22 protein-coding genes are annotated in these 20,897 nt (G+C 41.1%); 11 read left to right on the plus strand and 11 right to left on the minus strand.

What is annotated here, in order from left to right; genetic code table 11:
* Nucleotides 1-12: 12 nt before the first annotated feature.
* The 4 genes from MHI41_RS14565 to MHI41_RS14580 form a co-directional block, all read right to left on the minus strand.
* Nucleotides 13-231: a spore germination protein gene (locus tag MHI41_RS14565; RefSeq protein ID WP_008345782.1), complete on the minus strand. Its 219-nt coding sequence runs from the start codon at nucleotides 229-231 to the stop codon at nucleotides 13-15.
* A 317-nt stretch (nucleotides 232-548) separates the two neighbouring features.
* Nucleotides 549-1,904, minus strand: a complete 1,356-nt coding sequence (locus MHI41_RS14570) for a glucose-6-phosphate isomerase (protein WP_017367943.1) — start codon at nucleotides 1,902-1,904, stop codon at nucleotides 549-551.
* Between the two features lie 126 nt (nucleotides 1,905-2,030).
* Nucleotides 2,031-3,203 (minus strand): iron-containing alcohol dehydrogenase, encoded by a 1,173-nt coding sequence (locus tag MHI41_RS14575; protein WP_342494268.1) that lies wholly within the window; start codon nucleotides 3,201-3,203, stop codon nucleotides 2,031-2,033.
* Between the two features lie 119 nt (nucleotides 3,204-3,322).
* Nucleotides 3,323-4,486 carry an iron-containing alcohol dehydrogenase gene (locus MHI41_RS14580; protein ID WP_017358962.1) on the minus strand — a complete coding sequence of 388 codons (1,164 nt, stop codon included), beginning with the start codon at nucleotides 4,484-4,486 and terminating at the stop codon, nucleotides 3,323-3,325.
* Nucleotides 4,487-4,630: 144 nt separating this feature from the next.
* On the opposite strand from MHI41_RS14580, the gene MHI41_RS14585 reads away from it, so the two are divergent.
* On the plus strand, nucleotides 4,631-4,867 hold the full coding sequence (locus MHI41_RS14585; protein WP_008345792.1) for a DUF378 domain-containing protein: 237 nt from the start codon (nucleotides 4,631-4,633) through the stop codon (nucleotides 4,865-4,867).
* Nucleotides 4,868-4,933: 66 nt separating this feature from the next.
* On the opposite strand, the gene yugI is transcribed toward MHI41_RS14585, so the two are convergent.
* The 3 genes from yugI to MHI41_RS14600 all read right to left on the minus strand — a co-directional run bounded on the left by yugI (nucleotide 4,934) and on the right by MHI41_RS14600 (nucleotide 7,219).
* Nucleotides 4,934-5,326, minus strand: coding sequence for a S1 domain-containing post-transcriptional regulator GSP13 (gene yugI, locus MHI41_RS14590; protein WP_008345795.1), 393 nt, complete (start codon nucleotides 5,324-5,326; stop codon nucleotides 4,934-4,936).
* 198 nt (nucleotides 5,327-5,524) lie between these two features.
* On the minus strand, nucleotides 5,525-6,718 hold the full coding sequence (locus tag MHI41_RS14595) for an aminotransferase (protein ID WP_243824467.1): 1,194 nt from the start codon (nucleotides 6,716-6,718) through the stop codon (nucleotides 5,525-5,527).
* Nucleotides 6,719-7,219: an Lrp/AsnC family transcriptional regulator gene (locus MHI41_RS14600; RefSeq protein ID WP_007500517.1), complete on the minus strand. Its 501-nt coding sequence runs from the start codon at nucleotides 7,217-7,219 to the stop codon at nucleotides 6,719-6,721.
* A 178-nt stretch (nucleotides 7,220-7,397) separates the two neighbouring features.
* Here MHI41_RS14600 and MHI41_RS14605 point away from each other — a divergent pair, with 178 nt between their 5' ends.
* The gene (locus MHI41_RS14605; RefSeq protein WP_017367944.1) at nucleotides 7,398-8,222 is read left to right on the plus strand and encodes an alpha/beta hydrolase; all 825 of its coding nucleotides are present in this window, start codon (nucleotides 7,398-7,400) and stop codon (nucleotides 8,220-8,222) included.
* Here the strand turns inward: MHI41_RS14605 and MHI41_RS14610 are convergent.
* On the minus strand, nucleotides 8,219-8,479 hold the full coding sequence (locus MHI41_RS14610; protein ID WP_019744047.1) for a YugE family protein: 261 nt from the start codon (nucleotides 8,477-8,479) through the stop codon (nucleotides 8,219-8,221). The two genes, MHI41_RS14605 and MHI41_RS14610, sit on opposite strands and share 4 nt — an antisense overlap.
* Nucleotides 8,480-8,562: 83 nt before the next feature.
* Between MHI41_RS14610 and MHI41_RS14615 the strand changes: the two genes are divergently transcribed.
* The gene (locus tag MHI41_RS14615) at nucleotides 8,563-9,738 is read left to right on the plus strand and encodes a MalY/PatB family protein (RefSeq protein WP_317327935.1); all 1,176 of its coding nucleotides are present in this window, start codon (nucleotides 8,563-8,565) and stop codon (nucleotides 9,736-9,738) included.
* A 133-nt stretch (nucleotides 9,739-9,871) separates the two neighbouring features.
* The gene (locus tag MHI41_RS14620; protein WP_008345807.1) at nucleotides 9,872-11,164 is read left to right on the plus strand and encodes a HAMP domain-containing sensor histidine kinase; all 1,293 of its coding nucleotides are present in this window, start codon (nucleotides 9,872-9,874) and stop codon (nucleotides 11,162-11,164) included.
* Here the strand turns inward: MHI41_RS14620 and MHI41_RS14625 are convergent, their stop codons facing one another.
* Nucleotides 11,165-11,341 carry a hypothetical protein gene (locus MHI41_RS14625; protein WP_342494269.1) on the minus strand — a complete coding sequence of 59 codons (177 nt, stop codon included), beginning with the start codon at nucleotides 11,339-11,341 and terminating at the stop codon, nucleotides 11,165-11,167.
* A 93-nt stretch (nucleotides 11,342-11,434) separates the two neighbouring features.
* Between MHI41_RS14625 and MHI41_RS14630 the strand changes: the two genes are divergently transcribed.
* A complete protein-coding gene (locus tag MHI41_RS14630) occupies nucleotides 11,435-11,827 on the plus strand; it encodes a kinase-associated lipoprotein B (protein ID WP_041091822.1) in 393 nt (130 codons plus the stop codon).
* On the opposite strand, the gene kapD is transcribed toward MHI41_RS14630, so the two are convergent.
* Nucleotides 11,824-12,441 carry a 3'-5' exonuclease KapD gene (gene kapD, locus MHI41_RS14635; RefSeq protein ID WP_008345814.1) on the minus strand — a complete coding sequence of 206 codons (618 nt, stop codon included), beginning with the start codon at nucleotides 12,439-12,441 and terminating at the stop codon, nucleotides 11,824-11,826. The two genes, MHI41_RS14630 and kapD, sit on opposite strands and share 4 nt — an antisense overlap.
* Nucleotides 12,442-12,659: 218 nt before the next feature.
* On the opposite strand from kapD, the gene MHI41_RS14640 reads away from it, so the two are divergent.
* The 3 genes from MHI41_RS14640 to MHI41_RS14650 all read left to right on the plus strand — a co-directional run bounded on the left by MHI41_RS14640 (nucleotide 12,660) and on the right by MHI41_RS14650 (nucleotide 16,277).
* Complete coding sequence (locus MHI41_RS14640) at nucleotides 12,660-13,838, plus strand: MFS transporter (protein WP_220482436.1); 1,179 nt, start codon at nucleotides 12,660-12,662, stop codon at nucleotides 13,836-13,838.
* A gap of 108 nt (nucleotides 13,839-13,946) precedes the next feature.
* Entirely contained in the window at nucleotides 13,947-15,848 is a 1,902-nt protein-coding gene (locus MHI41_RS14645; protein ID WP_017358954.1) for a transglycosylase domain-containing protein, read from the plus strand.
* Between the two features lie 18 nt (nucleotides 15,849-15,866).
* The gene (locus MHI41_RS14650; protein ID WP_008345820.1) at nucleotides 15,867-16,277 is read left to right on the plus strand and encodes a thiol-disulfide oxidoreductase DCC family protein; all 411 of its coding nucleotides are present in this window, start codon (nucleotides 15,867-15,869) and stop codon (nucleotides 16,275-16,277) included.
* A gap of 43 nt (nucleotides 16,278-16,320) precedes the next feature.
* Here MHI41_RS14650 and MHI41_RS14655 read toward each other — a convergent pair whose 3' ends face one another.
* Nucleotides 16,321-16,878 (minus strand): YufK family protein, encoded by a 558-nt coding sequence (locus MHI41_RS14655; protein WP_008345822.1) that lies wholly within the window; start codon nucleotides 16,876-16,878, stop codon nucleotides 16,321-16,323.
* A 185-nt stretch (nucleotides 16,879-17,063) separates the two neighbouring features.
* On the opposite strand from MHI41_RS14655, the gene malK reads away from it, so the two are divergent.
* From malK to MHI41_RS14670, 3 genes are all read left to right on the plus strand, one after another.
* Nucleotides 17,064-18,665 (plus strand): malate sensor histidine kinase MalK, encoded by a 1,602-nt coding sequence (gene malK, locus MHI41_RS14660; protein ID WP_342494270.1) that lies wholly within the window; start codon nucleotides 17,064-17,066, stop codon nucleotides 18,663-18,665.
* On the plus strand, nucleotides 18,658-19,365 hold the full coding sequence (locus MHI41_RS14665; RefSeq protein WP_008345826.1) for a response regulator: 708 nt from the start codon (nucleotides 18,658-18,660) through the stop codon (nucleotides 19,363-19,365). Before malK ends, MHI41_RS14665 begins: the two co-directional genes overlap by 8 nt.
* Before the next feature lie 395 nt (nucleotides 19,366-19,760).
* On the plus strand, nucleotides 19,761-20,843 hold the full coding sequence (locus tag MHI41_RS14670) for a BMP family protein (RefSeq protein ID WP_008345828.1): 1,083 nt from the start codon (nucleotides 19,761-19,763) through the stop codon (nucleotides 20,841-20,843).
* Nucleotides 20,844-20,897: the final 54 nt, after the last annotated feature.

Consider the following 20,897-nt stretch of genomic DNA (forward strand, 5'->3'; position numbering starts at 1 on the left):
GTATAGGGTTCGTTAAAGAGAGGAATTCATACATTTGCCTTTCGTGATTTGCACATTGTTTGTAAAAGCAGCATCAAATAAGGCCTGGCTGGATGATGCATTTGTCTCGTTCGCACTGCCCGCTCCTGATGTTTCTTTCGTAGCACTCATTGGACAAATCCGCCCAACATTCCCAAAGTTAACGATGGCCTGCCCGGAAATGTCATGGATATAAATATGATTTGTTCTCATCGCTTCATCAACCTCCTCCATTGATTATTCTATGTATAGAGCTTAGTGAGGCTTGCACTGACACCATGAGAACATAAAAAAAGGCACACCTTATGCAAAGATGTGCCTTAGCGTGTAGACAAACCCTCGCATTCGTTGTCAGTCCTGCGCGCCGGTGCTCACGAAAGTCAAATTCGCTCCGCGCCAGTACTCGTCCTTCCTAGACTTCAAAGGTTTTCTATCACGCTAAAAAGAAGACAAAGGGCTAAAATACAGTTCATTTTAGCCCTTTGTCAACAATCTGAGGCACACCTTATGCAAAGATGTGCCTTTTATTCTTATGATTGCTTAAGACGGCTCTCAAGTTCTGCCTTTTTCTCTTCGAAGCCCGGTTTTCCTAATAAAGCAAACATGTTCACTTTATACGCTTCTACTCCAGGTTGGTCGAATGGATTGACGCCTAGTAAATACCCAGACATCGCACATGCTTTTTCGAAGAAGTACACGAGATATCCGAATGTATAAGCATCCATTTCAGGAATCGTCACAATCAGGTTCGGTACTTTCCCATCAGTATGTGCAAGCATTGTGCCTTCAAATGCTTTTTTATTGACGAAATCAACCGTTTTTCCTGCAAGATAGTTTAACCCATCAAGGTCTTGTTCTTCTGCTTCGATGACAAGTTCATGTCGTGGCTTGTCTACATTCACGATGGTTTCAAACAAGTCTCTTCTTCCTTCTTGTACATATTGACCAAGTGAATGAAGATCCGTTGAGAAGTTGGCAGATGAAGGATAGATTCCTTTTTCATCTTTCCCTTCACTTTCACCGAATAACTGCTTCCACCATTCCGCAAAGTATTGTAATCCTGGCTCATAGTTAATCAGCATTTCAATTGTCCGTCCTTTATTGTAAAGAACATTACGGACAACCGCATATTGATAAGCCGCATTTTCTGAGAGCTCAGATGAAGCGAAGTCTTCACTTGCTTTCGCAGCACCTTCCATCATTTGATCAATGTCTGCACCGCTTACAGCGATTGGCAATAGACCAACTGCTGTTAAGACGGAATAGCGTCCGCCGACGTCATCAGGGATGATAAATGATTCATAGCCTTCTTCAGTTGCTAATGTTTTGAGTGCCCCGCGTGCCTTGTCAGTTGTCGCATAGATGCGTTTTTTCGCTTCTTCAGCACCATATTTTTCGATAAGGAGCTTTTTAAAGATACGGAACGCAATGGCTGGCTCTGTTGTTGTACCAGATTTTGAAATCACGTTAATGGAGAAATCGGCATCTTCTAGCAGATCCATTACATCTGTTAAATAAGAAGAACTGATGTTGTTTCCAATAAAGATGATTTGCGGTGTTTTGCGTTTGCCTTTTGGCAAAGTATTATAGAAAGAATGGTTTAAAAACTCAATGGCCGCACGTGCCCCAAGATAAGATCCACCAATTCCAACAACGAGTAATACATCAGAATCAGATTTAATCTTTTCAGCACTTTTTTGAATGCGGGCAAATTCTTCGCGATCATATTGCTTCGGTAAGTCAACCCAGCCTAAATAATCACTGCCAGCACCCGTTTGTTCATGAATATTATGATGGGCCACCTTCACAAAATCTTTTAAATATGTAAGCTCATGTTCTTGAAAGAAAGGTAACGCTTTCGAGTAGTCAAATTGAATATGTGTCATCGCTTGTAAGCCCTCCATTACGTTAGTTCTGTCCCTTTCACTTTAGCGGAACTAGCTATTGAAATCAAGTGATCGTCATTGGTACAGCAAAAAGCCGCTCCTCATGAAGAGAAGCGGCCATCCAAATTATAGAGAGGCTTTTAAAATCGCTAAAATGTCATCACGGTTTAGTTTCATAAAGTTACCAAAACCGCCATATTCCATTTCTTTTGCTGCGATGTCAGCAATTTTGTCCAGTTGATCTTCACCAATATCATAATCCGCTAAACGGCTCGGTGCACCTAGGCTTGTCCAGAAGGCTGACAGCTTGTCGATTCCTTCTAATGCGATGTCACGATCCGATTTTCCTTCTGTCTCAATGTCAAACATGTTCAGCATGAGGTTTTTAAAACGTTCGACATTATGATCGAGTGTATGACGCATCCAGTTTGGGAAGAGGATCGCAAGTCCACCTGCATGCGGTATGTCATAGACTGCTGATACTGCATGCTCAATCGTATGAGATGCCCAGTCGCCAAAATAGCCCATTTGCAGCGTGCCATTTAAAGCAATCGTTCCTGCATAAAGGATGGTTTCACGGTGCTCATAGTTTTGTAAGTCTTCAAGTAGCTTTGGTGCTGTCTCGATGACTGTTTGAAGAACAGCAAAACACATCCGATCTTGTAGAGGCGTATTTTGGACATTATGGAAGTATTGTTCAAATACATGGCTCATCATATCAACCATGCCATACACCGTTTGATTCTCTGGCACAGAATATGTGTGCTCAGGATCTAAAATTGAAAAAGCAGGGTGCGTGACTGAACTGCCCCACACGTACTTTTCATTTGTTTCCCAGTTCGTGATCACAGAATCCGGGTTCATTTCTGAGCCTGTCGCTGCAAGTGTCAATACTGTGCCAAATGGCAGTGCTTTTTGAGCGGTCGTTTTCTTTGAAATAATATCCCAAACATTCCCGTCATATTCAGCTCCAGCTGCAATGGCTTTTGTACAGTCGATGACACTTCCCCCACCAACTGCTAATAAGAAATCAATGTTCTCATTTTGGCAAATGTCGATCCCTTTTTGCACTGTAGTGAGACGAGGGTTCGGTTCAACTCCTGACAGTTCAAATACGTCAGCCTCTGCTTCATTTAAAGCGCTGATTACTTTATCATAAAGACCATTTTTCTTAATACTGCCTCCACCATATACAAGAAGCACTCGTTTTCCATAACGAGCGAGTTCGCTTTTTAGTTCGTCTAGTTGTCCTTTTCCAAACATTAATTTCGTTGGATTATAGTAAATAAAGTTCTCCATCTGTTCTACATCTCCTTAAAACATTTATATCCAAAAACATGAAAGACTACTGTAACATATGTACATGCAGAACTCAAAAAAGATAACTGCTTAAAAGCAGCTATCTTTTCCATGTTCGATTATAAAGAAGCGTTTAAAATAGCTAGAACATCTTCTTTGTTCAGCTTTTTAAATTGGCCAAATTCACCACGTGCCATTGCACGGTCTGCAATCAGATCAATTTTCTCATCGTTGATGTCATAGTCAGCTAAACGGTTTGGTGCTCCTAAACTTGTCCAGAAAGCAGAAAGTTTTTCGATTCCTTCTAAGCCAACTTCTTCGTCTGTTTTGCCCGCAGGGTCTACATCGAATACACGCACTGCTAATTGCTTGAAGCGACCTGGGTTTTCTTGAATGACATGTTTCATCCAGTTCGGGAACAAGATCGCAAGTCCGCCTGCATGAGGGATGTCATACACCGCGGATACCGCATGCTCAATATTGTGAGATGCCCAGTCTCCGCGTGCGCCCATTGAAAGCATTCCATTCAGTGCAATGGTGCCTGTGAATAAAATCGTTTCACGAAGCTCATAGTTTTCCAAATCATTGATCAGCTTTGGTGCTGTTTCAATGACCGTACGAAGAAGTCCTTCACACATACGATCTTGGTAAGGTGTATTCTCCGTGTGATGGAAATATTGTTCAAACACGTGAGACATCATGTCGACCATGCCATAAATCGTATGGTTTTTTGGCACAGTAAATGTATTGACTGGGTCAAGAATAGAGAATTTAGGGAAGACAGCTGGACTGCCCCATCCGTATTTCTCATTTGTTTCCCAGTTTGTGATGACGGAGCCAGAGTTCATTTCAGAACCTGTCGCGGCAAGTGTTAATACTGTACCAAATGGGATGGCTTCCATTGGGACATGCTTACGAGTGACGATATCCCAAGCATCTCCATCGTATTTCGCACCAGCTGCGATCGCTTTGGTTGCGTCAATGACACTACCTCCGCCGACTGCCAAAATAAAATCAATTTGGTTCTCTTTGCAAAGCTCAACCCCTTTTCTAACCGTTGTTAAGCGCGGGTTTGGCTCAACACCAGCAAGCTCAGTGATTGCAGCTCCTGATTCTTTTAAAATGCTGACAACTTGGTCATAAAGGCCATTTCGTTTAATGCTGCCTCCACCATAGACAAGCAATACGTTTTTTCCGTAGTGTTTTAGTTCATCTGAAAGGGCTGATACTTCTCCCTTTCCAAAAATTAATTTCGTTGGGTTCCAATAAGTAAATCGATCCATGTGATCTCCTCCTCGCGCTACATTATGCGCCTCTTTCATTCCAAAAGTAAAGTAATTTGCTTTCATCCATTTTCTTACGCATAGTTTGGCTAAAAATCTGCAAAATATAAATGTATTGATACTGTAGCGAAAGGAGGAATCACGATGAGTGCTATTCAGCGTATTGCCCTCGTGCTCACGATTATCGGTGCTATTAACTGGGGACTAATCGGCTTTTTTCAATTTGACTTAGTAGCAGCGATCTTTGGCGGTCAAGGTGCTGCATTATCACGTATTATTTATGGTCTTGTTGGAATTGCAGGCCTTGTCAATCTTGGTCTGTTGTTCAAACCTAGTGAAGAAGCTGTCCGCCGTGACGAGCCAAATCCAGAGGTCCGCTAATGAAAAAGACATAAAAAAAGACTGCCTATGAGGCAGCCTAAGGCACCGTTTGAAGCGGTGCTTTTTTTATTTCTTGATAAGGTCTTTACGGTTTGATTGCTCAATCCACTCTTCAAGTTTATCTTTCAGTGTATTGAAACCTTGTGGTGCAGCAGCTTCTTCTTTCACTTGCTGTGGTCTTTGTTTCTTTGGTTTGCTTTCTTTTCTTTCAGGTGCTTCTTGCGTTGCACGGATAGAAAGGCTGATTTTACCAGCATTTTCATCTACAGAAAGAACTTTCACTTGTACTTCGTCACCAATCGAAAGGTGCTCGTTGATGTCTTTTACAAAACCGTGTGTCACTTCAGAAATGTGCACAAGTCCTTGAGTTTCTTCATCTAATGCAACAAACGCACCATACGCTTGTAATCCTGTTACTTTACCAGTGTAAACACTGCCTACTTCAAACTTTGTCGCCATGATAACAACTCCTAAATAAATGTTTTAATATTCGTTTATACGCAATTAAAAACTATATCACAGAACGGTCTTTTACGCAAAATATTTTTTAATTGGGTTTAGATCCGTTCAAAAGGGGGAATACCTGAAAACAAGAATGCTTTCTAGTATTCCCCCCTAATTTGAGAGGCATGAGTCCAGATGGATTGATGCCTTTTTTTATTTTAAGATAGCAGGTGCCTCTTCTTTCACTTGTCTATTCTGCAAAAAACGCTGGATTCTTGAAAGTGATTCCTGCAAGTGATCGAGTGATGATGCATATGAACAGCGAATATGTCCTTCACCACTTGGACCGAATACATTTCCAGGGACAACCGCTACTTTCTCGCTAAGCAGCAGCTCCTCAGCAAATTGTTCTGAAGTCATGCCTGTGCTTTTAATGGACGGGAAAGCGTAAAACGCTCCGTTTGGCTGGTGGCAAGTGAGTCCAAGTTCATTGAGAGAGCCGACAAACAAATTACGGCGTCTTCTGTAGCTTTTCTTCATTTTCTCCACATCTTCAAGTCCATTTTTTAATGCTTCTTCTGCGGCATATTGTGCCATAGCCGGTGCACACATCATAGAATATTGATGTATTTTCAGCATGGCATCACGGAGGACTGGCGGTGCTGCCACATAGCCTAAGCGCCAACCCGTCATAGCGAACCCTTTGGAAAAACCTGAAATCAAAATCGTTCTTTCCTTCATATCTTGAATCGCCGCTACGCTCGTAAAAGCTTCATCGTACGTCAGCTCTGCATAAATCTCATCTGTGATGATTAAAAGATCATGCTCCTTTGCAAACTGAGCAATATCTTCAAGCTCTTCTTTCGAGTAAACAGACCCTGTTGGGTTTGATGGAGAGCATAGCAAGATGGCTTTTGTTTTCGGCGTCAGCTTCGTACGAAGATCAGCAGAATCGGCTTTAAAATCTTTTTCAGCCGATGTACTTAAATAAACCGGTACACCGCCCGCAAGTGTCGTCAGAGCCCCATATGCGACGAAACAAGGCTCTGGGATGATCACTTCGTCCCCGCTGTTTAAAATGGCGCGAAAGGCCAAATCAAGCGCCTGGCTACCACCAACGGTAATAATGAGTTCTTCTTCAGGACTGTATTCAATTTGAAACCGCTTATATAAATAATGGCTCAATTCTTTTCGCAAAGAGAGCAGCCCAGCATTTGCTGTATACGAGGTCAGTCCTTGCTCTAAAGACATAATACTGGCTTCTCTCACATTCCAAGCTGTCACGAAATCCGGTTCGCCGACCCCGAGGGAGATAACCCCTTCCATTGTGGCTGCCAAATCAAAGAATTTCCGAATACCTGACGGCTGAATGCTTTGTACCGTTTCAGATAAATAAGACTTTTTCATTTAAGGAGACACCACGATTCTTTTGTCATCGTCCCCTGTTTCAAAGACTTTCCCATCATGCTTATATCTTTTCAAAATAAAGTGGGTAGTGGTTGAAACAACAGAATCAAGTGTCGATAATTTTTCAGATACGAAGCGGGCGATATCAGACATGGATCTTCCTCTGATCACAACAGATAAATCATACACGCCTGACATTAAATACACGGACTCTACTTCTTGGAACCTGTAAATGCGTTCAGCAATTTCATCAAAACCGACGCCTCTTTTTGGGGTCACTTTCACATCAATCATCGCTGTAACGCCTTCGTGTCCGTCTACTTTTCGCCAGTCAATCATGGTCGAATAATCAATAATGACTTTTTGATCTTCGAGCTTTTGGATAATGGCTTCTGCTTCTTCTGATGTCACACCTGCCATTTTTGCAATTGTATTTAAATCGGCGCGGCTGTTTTCATCTAAAATCTCTAATATTTCAGTTTCTTTTTCGGTTAGTTTCATTGATTTCACACCTCTGATTGTAAAAAGCTAGTTTTAAAAAATCTTCTGAACATTATAGCACGTTTTTCCCATTATGCTAAGCAGGGAAAAGATTCTAATCGTAGCTTAAAATCCACTTTTTAGGGTACAATACAGTCACCTAACAGAGAGTGAGTATCAAATATCGGAGTTGATGAGTGTGGACATTGTACAGCCATCCTATATGAAAAGTAAATTCGGTTTAGATATCTATTACGAACACTATCCAAATGAAGGTAAGAAGACATTGATTTTGATTCACGGCCTCTTCTCATCTACCTTCAGCTATCGAAAGCTCATCCCGCTTCTGAAACAAGACTTCAATTTAATTGCGATTGATCTGCCTCCATTCGGGCAGTCCGAAAAATCGAATACGTTCATTTACAGCTATCGCAACATGGCAAAAATCATTATTGAACTAGCTGGTTATTTGCAGATTCAGCATGCGATCCTCGTGGGGCATTCCATGGGGGGACAAATTGCTTTATATGCTGCATCTGAGCGTCCCGACCTATTTGAAAAAGCTGTTCTTTTGTGCAGCTCAGGGTATATGAATAAGTCCAAAAAGTCGCTTGTTTACAGCACATATATTCCTTATTTTTATCTTTATTTAAAAAGAAAGTTGTTCAAGCAAGGTATTATGAAGAATTTAACCGCTGTTGTGCATGATCATTCGATTATTGATCAAGAGATGGTGGACGGATATTTAAAGCCTTTTTCAGATGACCAAATTTTCAGAGGTATTTTTCGTTTGATTCGGCACAGGGAAGGCGATTTAGCGTCAGATGTCTTAAAGAAAATGGAGACACCTGTCCTGCTGATTTGGGGGGAGGAAGACCGGATCGTTCCTATTCAAATTGGCGAAAGACTGCACAAGGATCTGCCGCATTCAACCTTGCACGCATTAAAAAAAACCGGGCACCTCATCCCTGAGGAAAATCCGGTCTTTGTGTCTGATCAAATTGGTCATTTCAGCCTGTCTTAAAGCGAGCAGGAGTTACCTTCTCTTATGACAAAAAGCTGATTTGCGATATGCTGGCAGCTTTCCATCGGAAGAAGCTGATCAAACGAGTGATGGTAAATGGCTTGAATGTCTTTCGCGAAAGATAACGGGTCTTCTGCGTCGTATAAGGCACTGATGACGTCAGCAGGCTCCGTTTCGTAAAAGTCCTCTCCATATTGAAAAGGGTCCCATGCCTTAATGACTTGAATCATCTCTTCTACAGCTTGACTATCTTTCATGGGTATCACCGCTTATAATAAATTTTGTGATGTTTATTTTAGCACAACCAAGAATGGTTGAAAAACGGCTAGAGGTGGGTTTCATGAATTTCGACGAACAGATCATACGTAAAGGTTCAAAATCAGTCAAATGGGATCAAGCAGAGTCTTTGTTCCTGACAACAGATGCGCTGCCAATGTGGGTAGCAGATATGGATTTTAAAGCGCCCCAAGTCGTGCTTGATGCTTTAAAAGAACGATTAGATCACGGCATATTCGGCTATGCATTTCAGGATCAGGATACGCAGCAAGCAGTAGCTGACTGGCTCAAAAGAAGACACGGTTGGACGATACAAACAGAGGCCGTCACCTTCACACCAGGTATCGTGACAGCACTTAGTTTTGCGGTACAAGCCTTTACAGCTCCGAATGATGAAGTGGTCATTCAGTCACCGGTGTATACGCCCTTCTATCAAATGATTGAAAGAAACGGACGTATCGTCTCAACCAATCCTTTAAAAATAGAAAACAACCGCTACATGATGGATTTTGATGATTTAGAGAAGAAATTAAGCAGACCAGAAGCAAAGCTGATGTTTCTTTGTCATCCGCATAATCCTTCAGGGAGAGCTTGGTCAAAAGAAGAATTAAAGCGTGTAGGAGATTTATGTGTACAGTACGGTGTCACCGTCGTGTCAGATGAAATTCATTCTGATCTGATGCTTTACGGGCAGCCGCATGTGCCTTTTGCCAGCCTTTCTGATGACATAGCTAACATCACGGTAACGTGTATTGCACCGAGTAAAACATTTAATTTAGCTGGTCTTCAGGCATCTGCCATTATCATTTCTGATGAAGAAAAAAGAACCCTTTTCACCAATGAAGTGCAAAGAAATGGATTGTCTAAACTGAATGCCTTTGCGATTCCTGCCATGGAGGCGGCCTATCGCCACGGAGATGAGTGGCTTGATTCACTTGTTCTTTATCTCGAAAATAATATGAAGATCGCAATGGATTATATTGATGAATATCTGCCGAGCATGCGTTATATGAAACCAGATGCTTCTTATCTATTGTGGCTGGATATTCGTGATTATGAGCTCACTCAAGCAGAATTAAAACGTAATCTGCTGAAAAAGGGCAAGGTCATACTAGAGCTCGGAAACGTATATGGGCACGAAGGAGACGGCTTTATTCGAATGAATCTAGGCTGTCCTGCCGGAACAGTGAAAGAAGGTCTGAAGCGCCTTCATCAAGCATTCACTCTATCATCCGAATAAAACCATTTCTATCAAAAGAACATCCTAGCGGGTGTTCTTTTTAAAGAAAAAAACCCTCCTATTATCATATCTACTTTGTACATGAAATGATATAATGAGAGGAATTACAATTATTTACGAGGAGAGCATTTAAATGGAAATGTTCAAGGATTTTCTGCTCCATGTATCTTTTATTCTATTTCCAATCTTTTTATATCATGCACTATGGCTAAGCCGGACCCCTGCTCATTTCCCTAAAACGAATAAACTGCTCATCACCATATTTGCATCCATTTCATCAGCACTATGTATTATGTATCCAGTTGGTTCGATTTTAGATTTGCAGACTGGGCTTCAATCGATTCCCCTTGTACTGGCTATTTTATACGGGGGATATACCGCCGGAATCGTCGCTATCTTGGTTAGTTCAACCGTAAAGTTCGTGATGTATGGCTCTTTTTTATGGGTTGGATTGATTGTTGTACCGATTTACTTTTTCATCCCTTTCCTGCTTTACCGGAAATGGCGCCAATATTCTAAGCAGAGAAAGCTTTTATACGGAGTCCTGATTGCGTTATCAAAAGGGATGTTTATTTACATTGGACTGCTTGTGGTCAGCTTAATAGAGTACAGCCCTGCATTCATTATGCAGCAAAAGCTGCTTGAATTATTTTTCTCAACTCTTTACTACATATTCTTTCTTGTGCTGAGTATTTATTCCATTGAGTTTGTGAAAGAGAATGCGCAAATGAGAACACAGCTTGTCCAATCAGAGAAACTGACGATTGTGAGTGAACTTGCAGCAAGTGTCGCCCATGAAGTCCGCAATCCACTGACGGTGGTGAGAGGATTTATCCAACTGCTCTTTTCAAGTGACAATACGAAAGAGCCGTCAACCAATAAAGATTATAAAAATCTCGTTTTATCTGAACTTGACCGTGCGCAGGATATTATTACGAGCTATCTTGATATTGCGAAACAAAATTATTATCAAATTGAGTCTCTCAATTTATCTAAATTACTTGAAGAGTGTGCGTCGCTGATGACATCCTATGCGAATTTTAAGTCGGTCACGATTCATCAATCGATTGAACCAGACTTATACATCCAAGGTGATGAAACGAAAATCAAACAAGTCATGATTAATTTAATCAAAAATGCAATTGAAGCAGCGCCCGAACACGAAGGTAAAATCGAACTGTTTGCTTCAAAAGAAAATCATCGAATCTGCCTTTATTTCGTTGATAACGGTGTAGGCATGTCAGAAAGCCAAATGAAAAAGCTTGGTGAACCCTATTACACATTGAAAAATAAAGGAACAGGGCTTGGGCTGACAGTAACATTTTCCATCATTGAAAATCATCATGGAACCATTCGTTTCAAAAGCTCATTGCAGTCTGGTACAACAGTCACCGTGAAGTTTCCTGAAGATACAAGAAGAAAATGATCAATCCATTTTTTTTGTCCTTTTTTCATCGATCTGCTCCTGCTTCTTAGAAGCACGAACGATCAAACGAAAGCAAATAAATGCAGCAGCAAAGAAAAGCACCGTCGTGATTGCCGCAGGGATATACTCCCTTTTATTTTCAGGAAAATACAGTAGAAAGAATATGATGAACGACATGATTCGCTCTTCCCCCTTTTGCTCGTTTACTTCACTATATTGGCTAAAAGAAAGGAAATACCTTCTTATGCGAAGGAAATGGAGGAATTTCATATGACAGACATTCAGATTGGACAAATCGTGAAAGGTTTTTACAAAACAGGTGTTTACATTGGGGAAGTGACAGCCATTAAACCATCTACTTATCTCGTTCAAGTAAAAGCGGTTTTAACACACCCCACTCAAGGTGACCTGCATCATCCAAAAGAAGCGGACGTACCTTTTTTTCAGGAAAGACGGGCTTTGGCCTTTAGGGAACAGACGAATATCCCTCATCATATGGTCAAGCCTTATGATGGCGACATACCTGATTATCAAGTATCGCTGAAAGACGCCGTAGACAAATTGAAAAAAGGGCTCAGTGCGGATGATTCCAAGTGGGCTGAAAAATCAAGAGCGTGCCTCTCTTCTCTTGAAAAAGATTATTTTCCAGAAGACGCCCGCTAATCTGCCGAATCAAAAAAGTGAGAGAAGTCAATGAGTTCACCAATTTTGGTTGTTTGCGGATTTTCCACATAGGATCGATCTTTTTCAAAAAGGGTGAACAGCTGATAAGTGGTCATGGCATCATCGAGTGCTTTATGATGCTTACCAGCTCCTTCACTGCCGTACTCCTTAGCTGCTTTCCGAAGTCCTGTGAGTGTTCTATCCCCAAAAAAGGTTTTATATTCAAAAGCCAGATCCCTTTGATTCCCCTTAAAAGGAAAACCAATATGATTGAGCATACAGTTTTGCTTCAGTACCTTCATGTCCATATTTCCCCATGTGATAATCTCACAGTCTTCTCCCCCATCGAGTGACACGAGCTTCTCGATAAACGCCTCAAAAGAAATCCCGCTTTCTACATCCTGCTGCGTAATGCCAAGGAACGATTTACAGCGCTTTGTCAGCTTCGGGAACTTTTTCGGTTTGACATAGCTTGAGAATGTGTCTATGATCGTTTCATTTGATGCTTTGACGACACCGGCTTCAATGATTTCCGGGAAAAAATTTTGCGGATGATATTTCCCATCAGGCATCGTAAATTCAAAATCGACCACAAGCAGCGTCTTCTGTTCCATCAGTCTCACCCCACTTTCTCGTCTGTTTTCTATCCTGCTACTATTATATTAAGACGGACTTTGAAATCACTTCATTTTCGTGAAAATAATGCAGATTCACTATGCCCAACCTATTCATCAGATGAAAGATCGTTTATTTTCCTTTATAATTATTAAGGAACACGAAATAAATAAAGAAGGTGGTCTTTATCACAAACAGGAAGAAAAACTTGTACATCATGTGGTTTGTGAACTTTTTTGTATCTGCCAGCATTACAATGATCGTCCCTTTTTTATCACTTTACATAGAGTCTCTTGATAGCAGTTATTCGAATGAATTTGTTCAAAGATGGAGCGGCTATGTCTTTGGGGTTACGTTTTTAACAGCCTTTCTCATTTCTCCAATTTGGGGACGGATTGGTGACCGGCATGGCTATAAAAAGATTTTGCTCATTAACGGCATTGGGATTGCAACAAGTATTTTATTAATGGGGCTTGTTCAAACCGTTTATCAACTATTTGCGTTAAGGCTTTTCATGGGGCTTGTGACAGGCTTTATTTCGACTTCGATGGCACTGATTTCTGCACAGACCGAAAAGGCAACAGCCGGTAAGACCCTTGGTACGATGCAGATGAGTAATGTCGCCGGAGGGTTATTCGGTCCATTAATGGGTGGATTTATGGCAGACAGTGTCGGATTCATTTATACATTTTTCTTAACAGCTGCTGTCATATATGTGTCAGCGATTGTCATTATCTTCGGTGTGAAAGAACAGCCGATCCGTTCAAAAGAAGCAAAACGGGTTTCTTACTCACGGAAGGACGTCCTTGTCCATATTTTCAAACAGCCTTTACTTGTCGTCACCATGCTTCTCACATTTATTACGCAAGTCGGTAACTTTAGTATTCAGCCGCTTTTAGCCTTGTACATTCATGATTTACACGGCCCCGTCAATCTTGCCTTTTATGCAGGACTGGCGTTTTCTGCAACGGGGCTTGGCAATTTGCTGTTTACACGGAAATGGGGTGACCTTGGAGATCGTATTGGTCACGATAAGGTGCTGCTCGCCCTTCTCATCCTCTCCTCCATTTTATTCATCCCGCAAGCGATGGCGGATTCCTACGGGATGTTAGTGATCTTCCGTTTCTTATACGGTATGGCACTAGGCGGCATCATTCCTTGTACGACGGCCTATATTCGGATCAAAGCGCCTGCCTCTATGCAAGGGGAAGTGCTTGGTTACAATGTCAGCTTCCGCTTTCTTGGAAATGTCGTCGGACCCGTCATAGGCGGCATTGTGGCGAGTCATTACGGAATTCCAGCTGTCTTTTATGTCACCGCCGGCATTTTCCTTTTCGGGGCATTATTTTTATGGGCGGTCCGCTCACAATCAAAGACAAAAGAGAGGAGTGTCTGATCCATTATCAGATACTCTTTTCTTCTGTCTAAATGCCTTGTTTACTAGACTTCACGTCTATTCTTTTCTAAAAATAACCTTCTCGTAATCGCAAAAGAATGGTACGATATGGCTAGAAATCCGAAGAAAGTGAGTGACCTCATGTTTCGTGCAATCATTGGTTGGTTATTACTTGCTGCCCTCATCCCATTATTTGTTCTGACTTTTTATCTATCAAAGGAAGAAGCCGCAAGTGTAAAACCTGTTAACGAAGTGCTTGATCAAAAAATCAAGCTGGAAAAGGTAGACTTTTCCCAAAACAGTTATATGTATGATCGAGATGGTTCTCTTATCTCTGAGATCGTATCAAACGATGAGAACCGTGTTTTCGTGAAGTACGATAAAATTCCTGATTCCGTAAAGGAGCTGTTCCTCCGATCAGAGGACCGCAACTTTTATGACCATAAAGGCATTGACTTTATGGGCGTGATTCGTGCCCTTGCCGCAAATGTGAAAAACCATGGCATTAGCCAAGGCGCCAGCACCATCACACAACAGTTATCCCGTAATTTATATTTAAGTCATGAACGTTCATTCAGCCGAAAGTTTACAGAACTGCTCTATTCCTATGAGCTCGAGCGAAAATTTACAAAAGAAGAAATTCTCGAAAGCTATTTAAATACGATTTATTTCAGTAACGGGGTTTACGGTGTCGGTTCTGCGGCTAATTACTATTTTGATAAGCCGCTTAGTTCTTTGACGCTTGCACAGATGGCATTTATCTCTGCGATTCCTAACAACCCTACGCTGTATGACCCATTGAAACAATTCAAACATACAAAGAAACGCCAGGAACGGCTGCTTGGTATTTTAGAAAAAGATGGTGTCATTACTAAGAAGCAATACAAAAAAGCGGTGAAAGAAAAAATCAGCTTGTCCTTAAGTGAAAAGAAAAATCTTTACCCTGACTATGTGACATACGCCAATGAAGAATTTACCGATCTGGTCTCTGATCAGGAAGGCTTTACAAAACGATTGAAAAAAGCCAAAACAGCTGGCGCAAAAAAGGCAATTCAAAAAGAATTATCAGAAAAGGTCAGTGCATTGCTTCAAGATGGTGTGAAGATTTATACAGCACTAGACCCTTCCTTACAACAAAGAGCGGTTTATCAGCTCAATGCACAATTGCCTTATCAAGGTGTGGAAGGCGGTTCAGCAGTCATTAACCACCAAACCCATCAAATCGTCGCACTTGCTGGCGGGAAGAATTATAAAAAGTTTGATTTCAACTACGCCTATCAAGCGCAAAGACAACCAGGTTCCGCAATTAAGCCGCTGTTAGATTATGGCCCTTATATTGATCAAACCGGTGCCACGGCATCAAGTAAAATCAGTGCCGGCAAGTTTTGCAGTAGCGGATATTGCCCGCAAAACTATAATCATAAAACGTATGGAACTGTAACACTTGAAACAGCCTTTAAGAACTCTTACAATACACCAGCGATTCGTATGCTTGATACAGTCGGTGTCAAAAAAGGCTTCAGCTATTTAGAAAAGTTTTCATTCGAACATATTGTCGCAGATGATTACCGCCTCCCTTCTGCTCTTGGAGGATTTACAAAAGGCTTCTCGCCGCTAGAAATAACCGATGCCTATACCGTGTTTGGCAATCAAGGTGCCTATACGCGAAATCACTCCATTACAAAGGTCACAGACTTAAACGGCAAAACCCTTTACAAGTGGAAAGAGTCGCCGAAGCAAATCTACTCTCAGCGTACAAATGAAACAATGCGCAAACTGCTTGCCTCTGTTGTGAAAAGTGGAACAGGGAAAAAGGCGAATTTCAATTCTCCTTACATTGGGGGGAAAACAGGGACATCCAATGACTACAAAGACATTTGGTTTGTTGGCCTGACAGATCAATACACAATGGGTGTATGGGTAGGAAGAGATAGAGGAACCGTTGAATCGATTTATAGTTCAAGCCCGCACTTACGTATTTGGAAACAAACTATGCAATACGCTAGATAAACAGGAGGTTTGATTGCGATGCATTCCACACAACCCTCTCACTTCATTTTATTTGACGGTGTCTGCAACGTGTGCAGTGGTGCTGTTCAGTTTATCATCAAGCGCGACCCGAATGAGCGGATGATGTTTGCTTCTTTACAATCAGATACAGGGCAGCGTATTTTAAAAGAAAACGGCTTGCCTTTAGATGAGTTCAATTCATTCATTTATATTGAAAATGGGACCCTTTATATGAAGTCAACAGGCATCTTAAAAGCGGCGCGGCATTTAAAAGGGATATACAAATGGAGCTATTTACTCCTCGCGATCCCTCGTCCAATCCGTGACTGGTTTTATCAGCTCATTGCAAAGAATCGCTATAAATGGTTTGGTCAAAAAACATCCTGCATGATGCCTACACCTGATATTCAGAAGCGGTTTCTTCCATAAAAAAAGCATCCTCCATCATCGGAGGATGCTTTCTTTCGTCTGATTAAGCTGGCAGACTCGCCATCACACTGTTATAAAGCTTAATAAATAAGTACAAAATGCCGATCAAAAACGTGGCCCAAAACAGCAGAATAAACATCATAAACCCAATTAAATTCAGCATGGAAAGTGATTGATAAATGCGTACCACAACCCAGATAAAATAGACGAGACTTGCTAAAACAAAAAGCCCAACAAGCAAAATGAGCTGCTGCGTCAATAGAAATGCAAGTAAGCTGGCAAACAAATAGACAACCGATGCAATCCGAATTTTCTTTAAGTTCTCCCCTTCAGGGTCCTTTGCAAAAAAGAGCAGCGCTAGCTCTAACACCGTATCTGCAATGAGTTTTAAAGCAGATAAAATCATAAAATAAACAAGTGCAAATGCGGCAAACAAAGCAAGACGAATGCCCTGTTCAGAGAAAAATTCCAGCATTCCTTTTAAAATCCCTGCTTGGGTCAAGAAGTCAGTCGTGATACCTACTGTAAAAATAGAAAAGGCAGAGCTGAATAGCAAAATCGAAATCAGCGGAAAATATCCAGTCAAATATGTATTTTTCATAAATAGATCCTTTCTCATAAGCTCATTTTTATTATGGCTCACTTAAAACGGATTGACAAGATGCTTTCCAAGTAAACTGGAATCTAAATCAAATTTGTGATTTTGCACGTACATTCCTTCACAAACTTACATTTTCCCGTTAAAGTATTACTATTACGAAAAAATTGCGCGTTAGGGGTATACTCGTGAAAAAAACTTTAAGACTGCAAACACGGCTGACGATCTTTGTCTGTATTGTTGTCCTGATCTCCCTCTGTATCACATTCTTTACGATCTGGTCAGAAACAGCCAAAAATATTCATCAGCAGGAACGTGATATCGCCCTCTCCACTGCCAAAATGGTCGCAGAGGCTCCGATCACAGCAAAATCATTGGAAAAAGATCAATCATATACAGCACTGCGAAAATATACAACAAATGTTCAGCGTATTACCAAAACCGAATTCGTTGTCGTCATGGATATGAACGGTATCCGCAAAACACATCCGAATCCGCAAAAGATTGGGAAGCGATTTGCTGGCGGTGATGAAAAACCGGCATTACAGGGTAAGGAACATATTAGTACCGCATCTGGAACACTTGGCAAGTCCATGCGTGCCTTTGTTCCTGTTTATAACCAATATGGCAAGCAGCTCGGGGCTGTGGCAGTTGGGATTACATTAAAGGAAATTGATTTAATTATTCATCAAAGCCTGCTCCCGCTCTACTTTGTCACATCGCTAAGCCTTTTATCTGGCATTATCGGTGCACTCATTGTGGCACGCAAAGTGAAGAAGATTATGTTTGGACTAGAGCCAGATGAAATTGCCACATTATTAAAAGAACGAAGCGCCATGCTAGAATCAACAAAAGAAGGCATTCTTGCCGTCGATCAGCACGGTAAAATAAAGCTGGCAAATGCAGAAGCTAAACGCCTTTTTCATAATATGGGCATTATGGTTGACCCTAGAGAACAAGATGTACAGGCCCTTCTTCCTTCAAGCGGCTTAAAGCAAGTAATCGAAACACGGAAACCGCTGCTTGATCGCGATGTCAGAATGAACGGATTGGAGCTGGTCTTTAATGAGGTACCGATTACGGTAAAAGGAGAAATTGTCGGAGCGATCGCAACCTTCCGTGACAAAACAGAAGTCAAACATCTGGCTGAGCAGCTGAGCGGGGTGAAGATGTATGCCAATGCGCTTCGTGCCCAGTCACACGAATTTATGAACAAGCTTCATGTCATTTTAGGATTGGTTCAACTGAAGAACTATGATGACCTTGGCACCTATATTAAAGATATTGCGATTTATCAGCAGACAGAAACAAATGAAATCATCAACCATGTGAAAAACTCAGTCTTAGCAGGGTTTTTACTAGGAAAACAAAGCTACATCAGAGAACAAGGCGCAGCTTTAGAAGTCAATTGCAGTACACAGGTACCAAACTCGGAGGACCCAGCAGTCACTCATGACCTTATTACGGTCATCGGTAATCTGTTAAATAACGCACTCGATGCCGTTTCTCATACAGAGAACAAAAATATCTCCATCTCATTCAGATATGTCCAAGAGCAGCTTCATATTGAAATTACAGACACAGGTGTCGGTCTGACAAAAGAAGAACAGGACATCATGTTTGATCAGGGCTTTTCAACAAAAGGAGAAGACAGAGGATTTGGCCTTTACTTTGTTGACCAAAGCATCAAAAAACTGAACGGACATATGATCGTCACAAGCGAAAAAGGAGAAGGAACGACCTTTAGTCTCCGTATTCCATATAAACAAAAGGAGGATTCACATGATTAATGTGTTGATCGTAGAAGATGACCCAATGGTCGGGGAGCTGAATAAACGCTACTTGACCCAAATAGAAGGTTTTGAATTAAAAGGGATTGCCACCTCATTTCAGAAGGCACTAGACATCTTAAAATCAGAAATCATTCACCTTGTATTGCTTGATATTTATATGCCTGGACAAAATGGGCTCGCCCTATTATCAGAAATTCGTGAGCAAAATCATTCCGTTGACGTCATCGTCATTTCAGCTGCAAATGAAGTGGATGTCGTACAGCAAACGATGCGAAACGGAGCTGTCGACTATTTAATCAAACCTTTTGAGTTCGAACGCTTCCAATCAGCACTGGCAGAATATAAAAGAAAACATGCCCTATACCAAACGATGAACAGCATCTCTCAAAATGATTTAGACGCGAAGCTTTTTCATAAAAAAGCAGAGGCGGAAAAAGTCCTGCTGCCAAAAGGCTTAACGAAGAGCACACTCAAACTCATCTGGACAAGCATTCAATCATTCGGTCAGCAGGCTTTCACGACCGAAGACCTAGCCAATCATACAGAAATCTCCCAAGTTTCGATTAGAAAATACTTGAAATTTCTTGAGGATATCGAAGTGGTTGATGTAGAGATGGCATACGGGACAATCGGCCGCCCTGTTTTCCAATATAAACTGAATACAAGCAACATGAATTTGATACAGCAATATCTTTAATTTGACACATCTGACCTTTCACAAAGGCCAGATGTTTTTTTATGGCATACGATGTCACAAACCCCTTGATATCAGCGGTTTCACTGTAGTAGAGCACATCATAAAAGCGGCATTATATCATATTTCAGCACATAAAAAGACATCGAATTTAGCCTTTTAACATTTTTTTAAAAATAAAACAAATTTCTATTTATTTATTCGATGGGAAATGATAAATTATGATTGATTAGTTCAACGAGATATAAGTCTGATGTCTTACATCTTCTCTCCTGTTTCCATCAATTTTAAAAGAATGCAGGATAAAATACCCTTTTCAGAAGGATAGGAGAAGGCAAGAGTCGGTCTTTTTTCGCGAGACTTTTCTGAAACTTTTAAATTTTATAGGGGGTTATGTTTTGAAGAAGCGCAAAATTGGACTTGCATTGTCCTTAGTCGTAGCAGCAGGAACCATCCTTGGAGCATGCGGCAACTCTGGCTCAAACAGCGGTGAAAACAAAAAAGATAAAGATCAATTCACTGTTGCAATGGTAACTGATGTCGGTGGTGTCGATGACAAATCGTTTAACCAATCTGCTTGGGAAGGTTTACAAGCATTTGGGAAAGACAACAATTTAACAAAAGGTAAAAACGGCTTTGATTACTTACAATCTAAATCAGACGCTGACTATACAACAAACTTAAACACACTTGCTCGTGAGAAATTTGATTTGATTTACGGAATTGGTTTCTTAATGCAAGATTCTATTACTGAAATTGCGAATCAACGTAAGAAAAACCACTTTGCCATCGTTGATGCAGTTGTAAAAAAAGACAACGTAGCAAGCATTACATTTAACGAAAACGAAGGTTCATTCCTTGTAGGTGTTGCAGCGGCTCTTTCTACAAAATCAAACAAAATTGGTTTTGTTGGCGGCGTTGATTCTGAATTAATCAGAAAATTCGAAGTTGGTTTCCGTGCAGGCGTTGAAGCAGCTAATCCAAAAGCAAAAGTTGAAGTGAAATATGCTGGGGCATTCGATAAAGCAGACATCGGTAAAGCAACAGCTGAAAGTATGTACAAATCTGGCGTTGACGTCATTTACCACGCAGCAGGCGGAACTGGAACTGGTGTCTTCACAGAAGCGAAAAACCTGAAAAAAGCTGATCCTGACCGCAAAGTGTGGGTCATTGGTGTTGATAAAGACCAGTATGATGAAGGTAAAGTACCTGGAACAAAACAAAGTGTCACTCTTACTTCTATGATTAAGAAAGTAGACACAGCGGTACAAGACTTAACAACAAAAGCAAAAGAAGGTAAATTCCCTGGTGGCGAAGTGATCACTTACGGTCTGAAAGAAGGCGGCGTTGACATCTCTCCATCTCAAGAGAATCTTGATAAAGATGTATTGAAGAAAGTCGAAGAATGGAAACAAAAAATCATCAAGGGTGAAGTGAAAATCCCTGCAACACGTGATGAACTAAAAGATTTTAAAGCTTAATTTGTGCATCGGGATAAGCGCGCCTTATCCCCTTGCCTCTCCTTTACCTCCTCT

The sequence above is a fragment of the Bacillus sp. FSL M7-0307 genome, assembly GCF_038627835.1.
GTDB classification, from domain to species: Bacteria; Bacillota; Bacilli; order Bacillales; family Bacillaceae; genus Bacillus; species Bacillus altitudinis.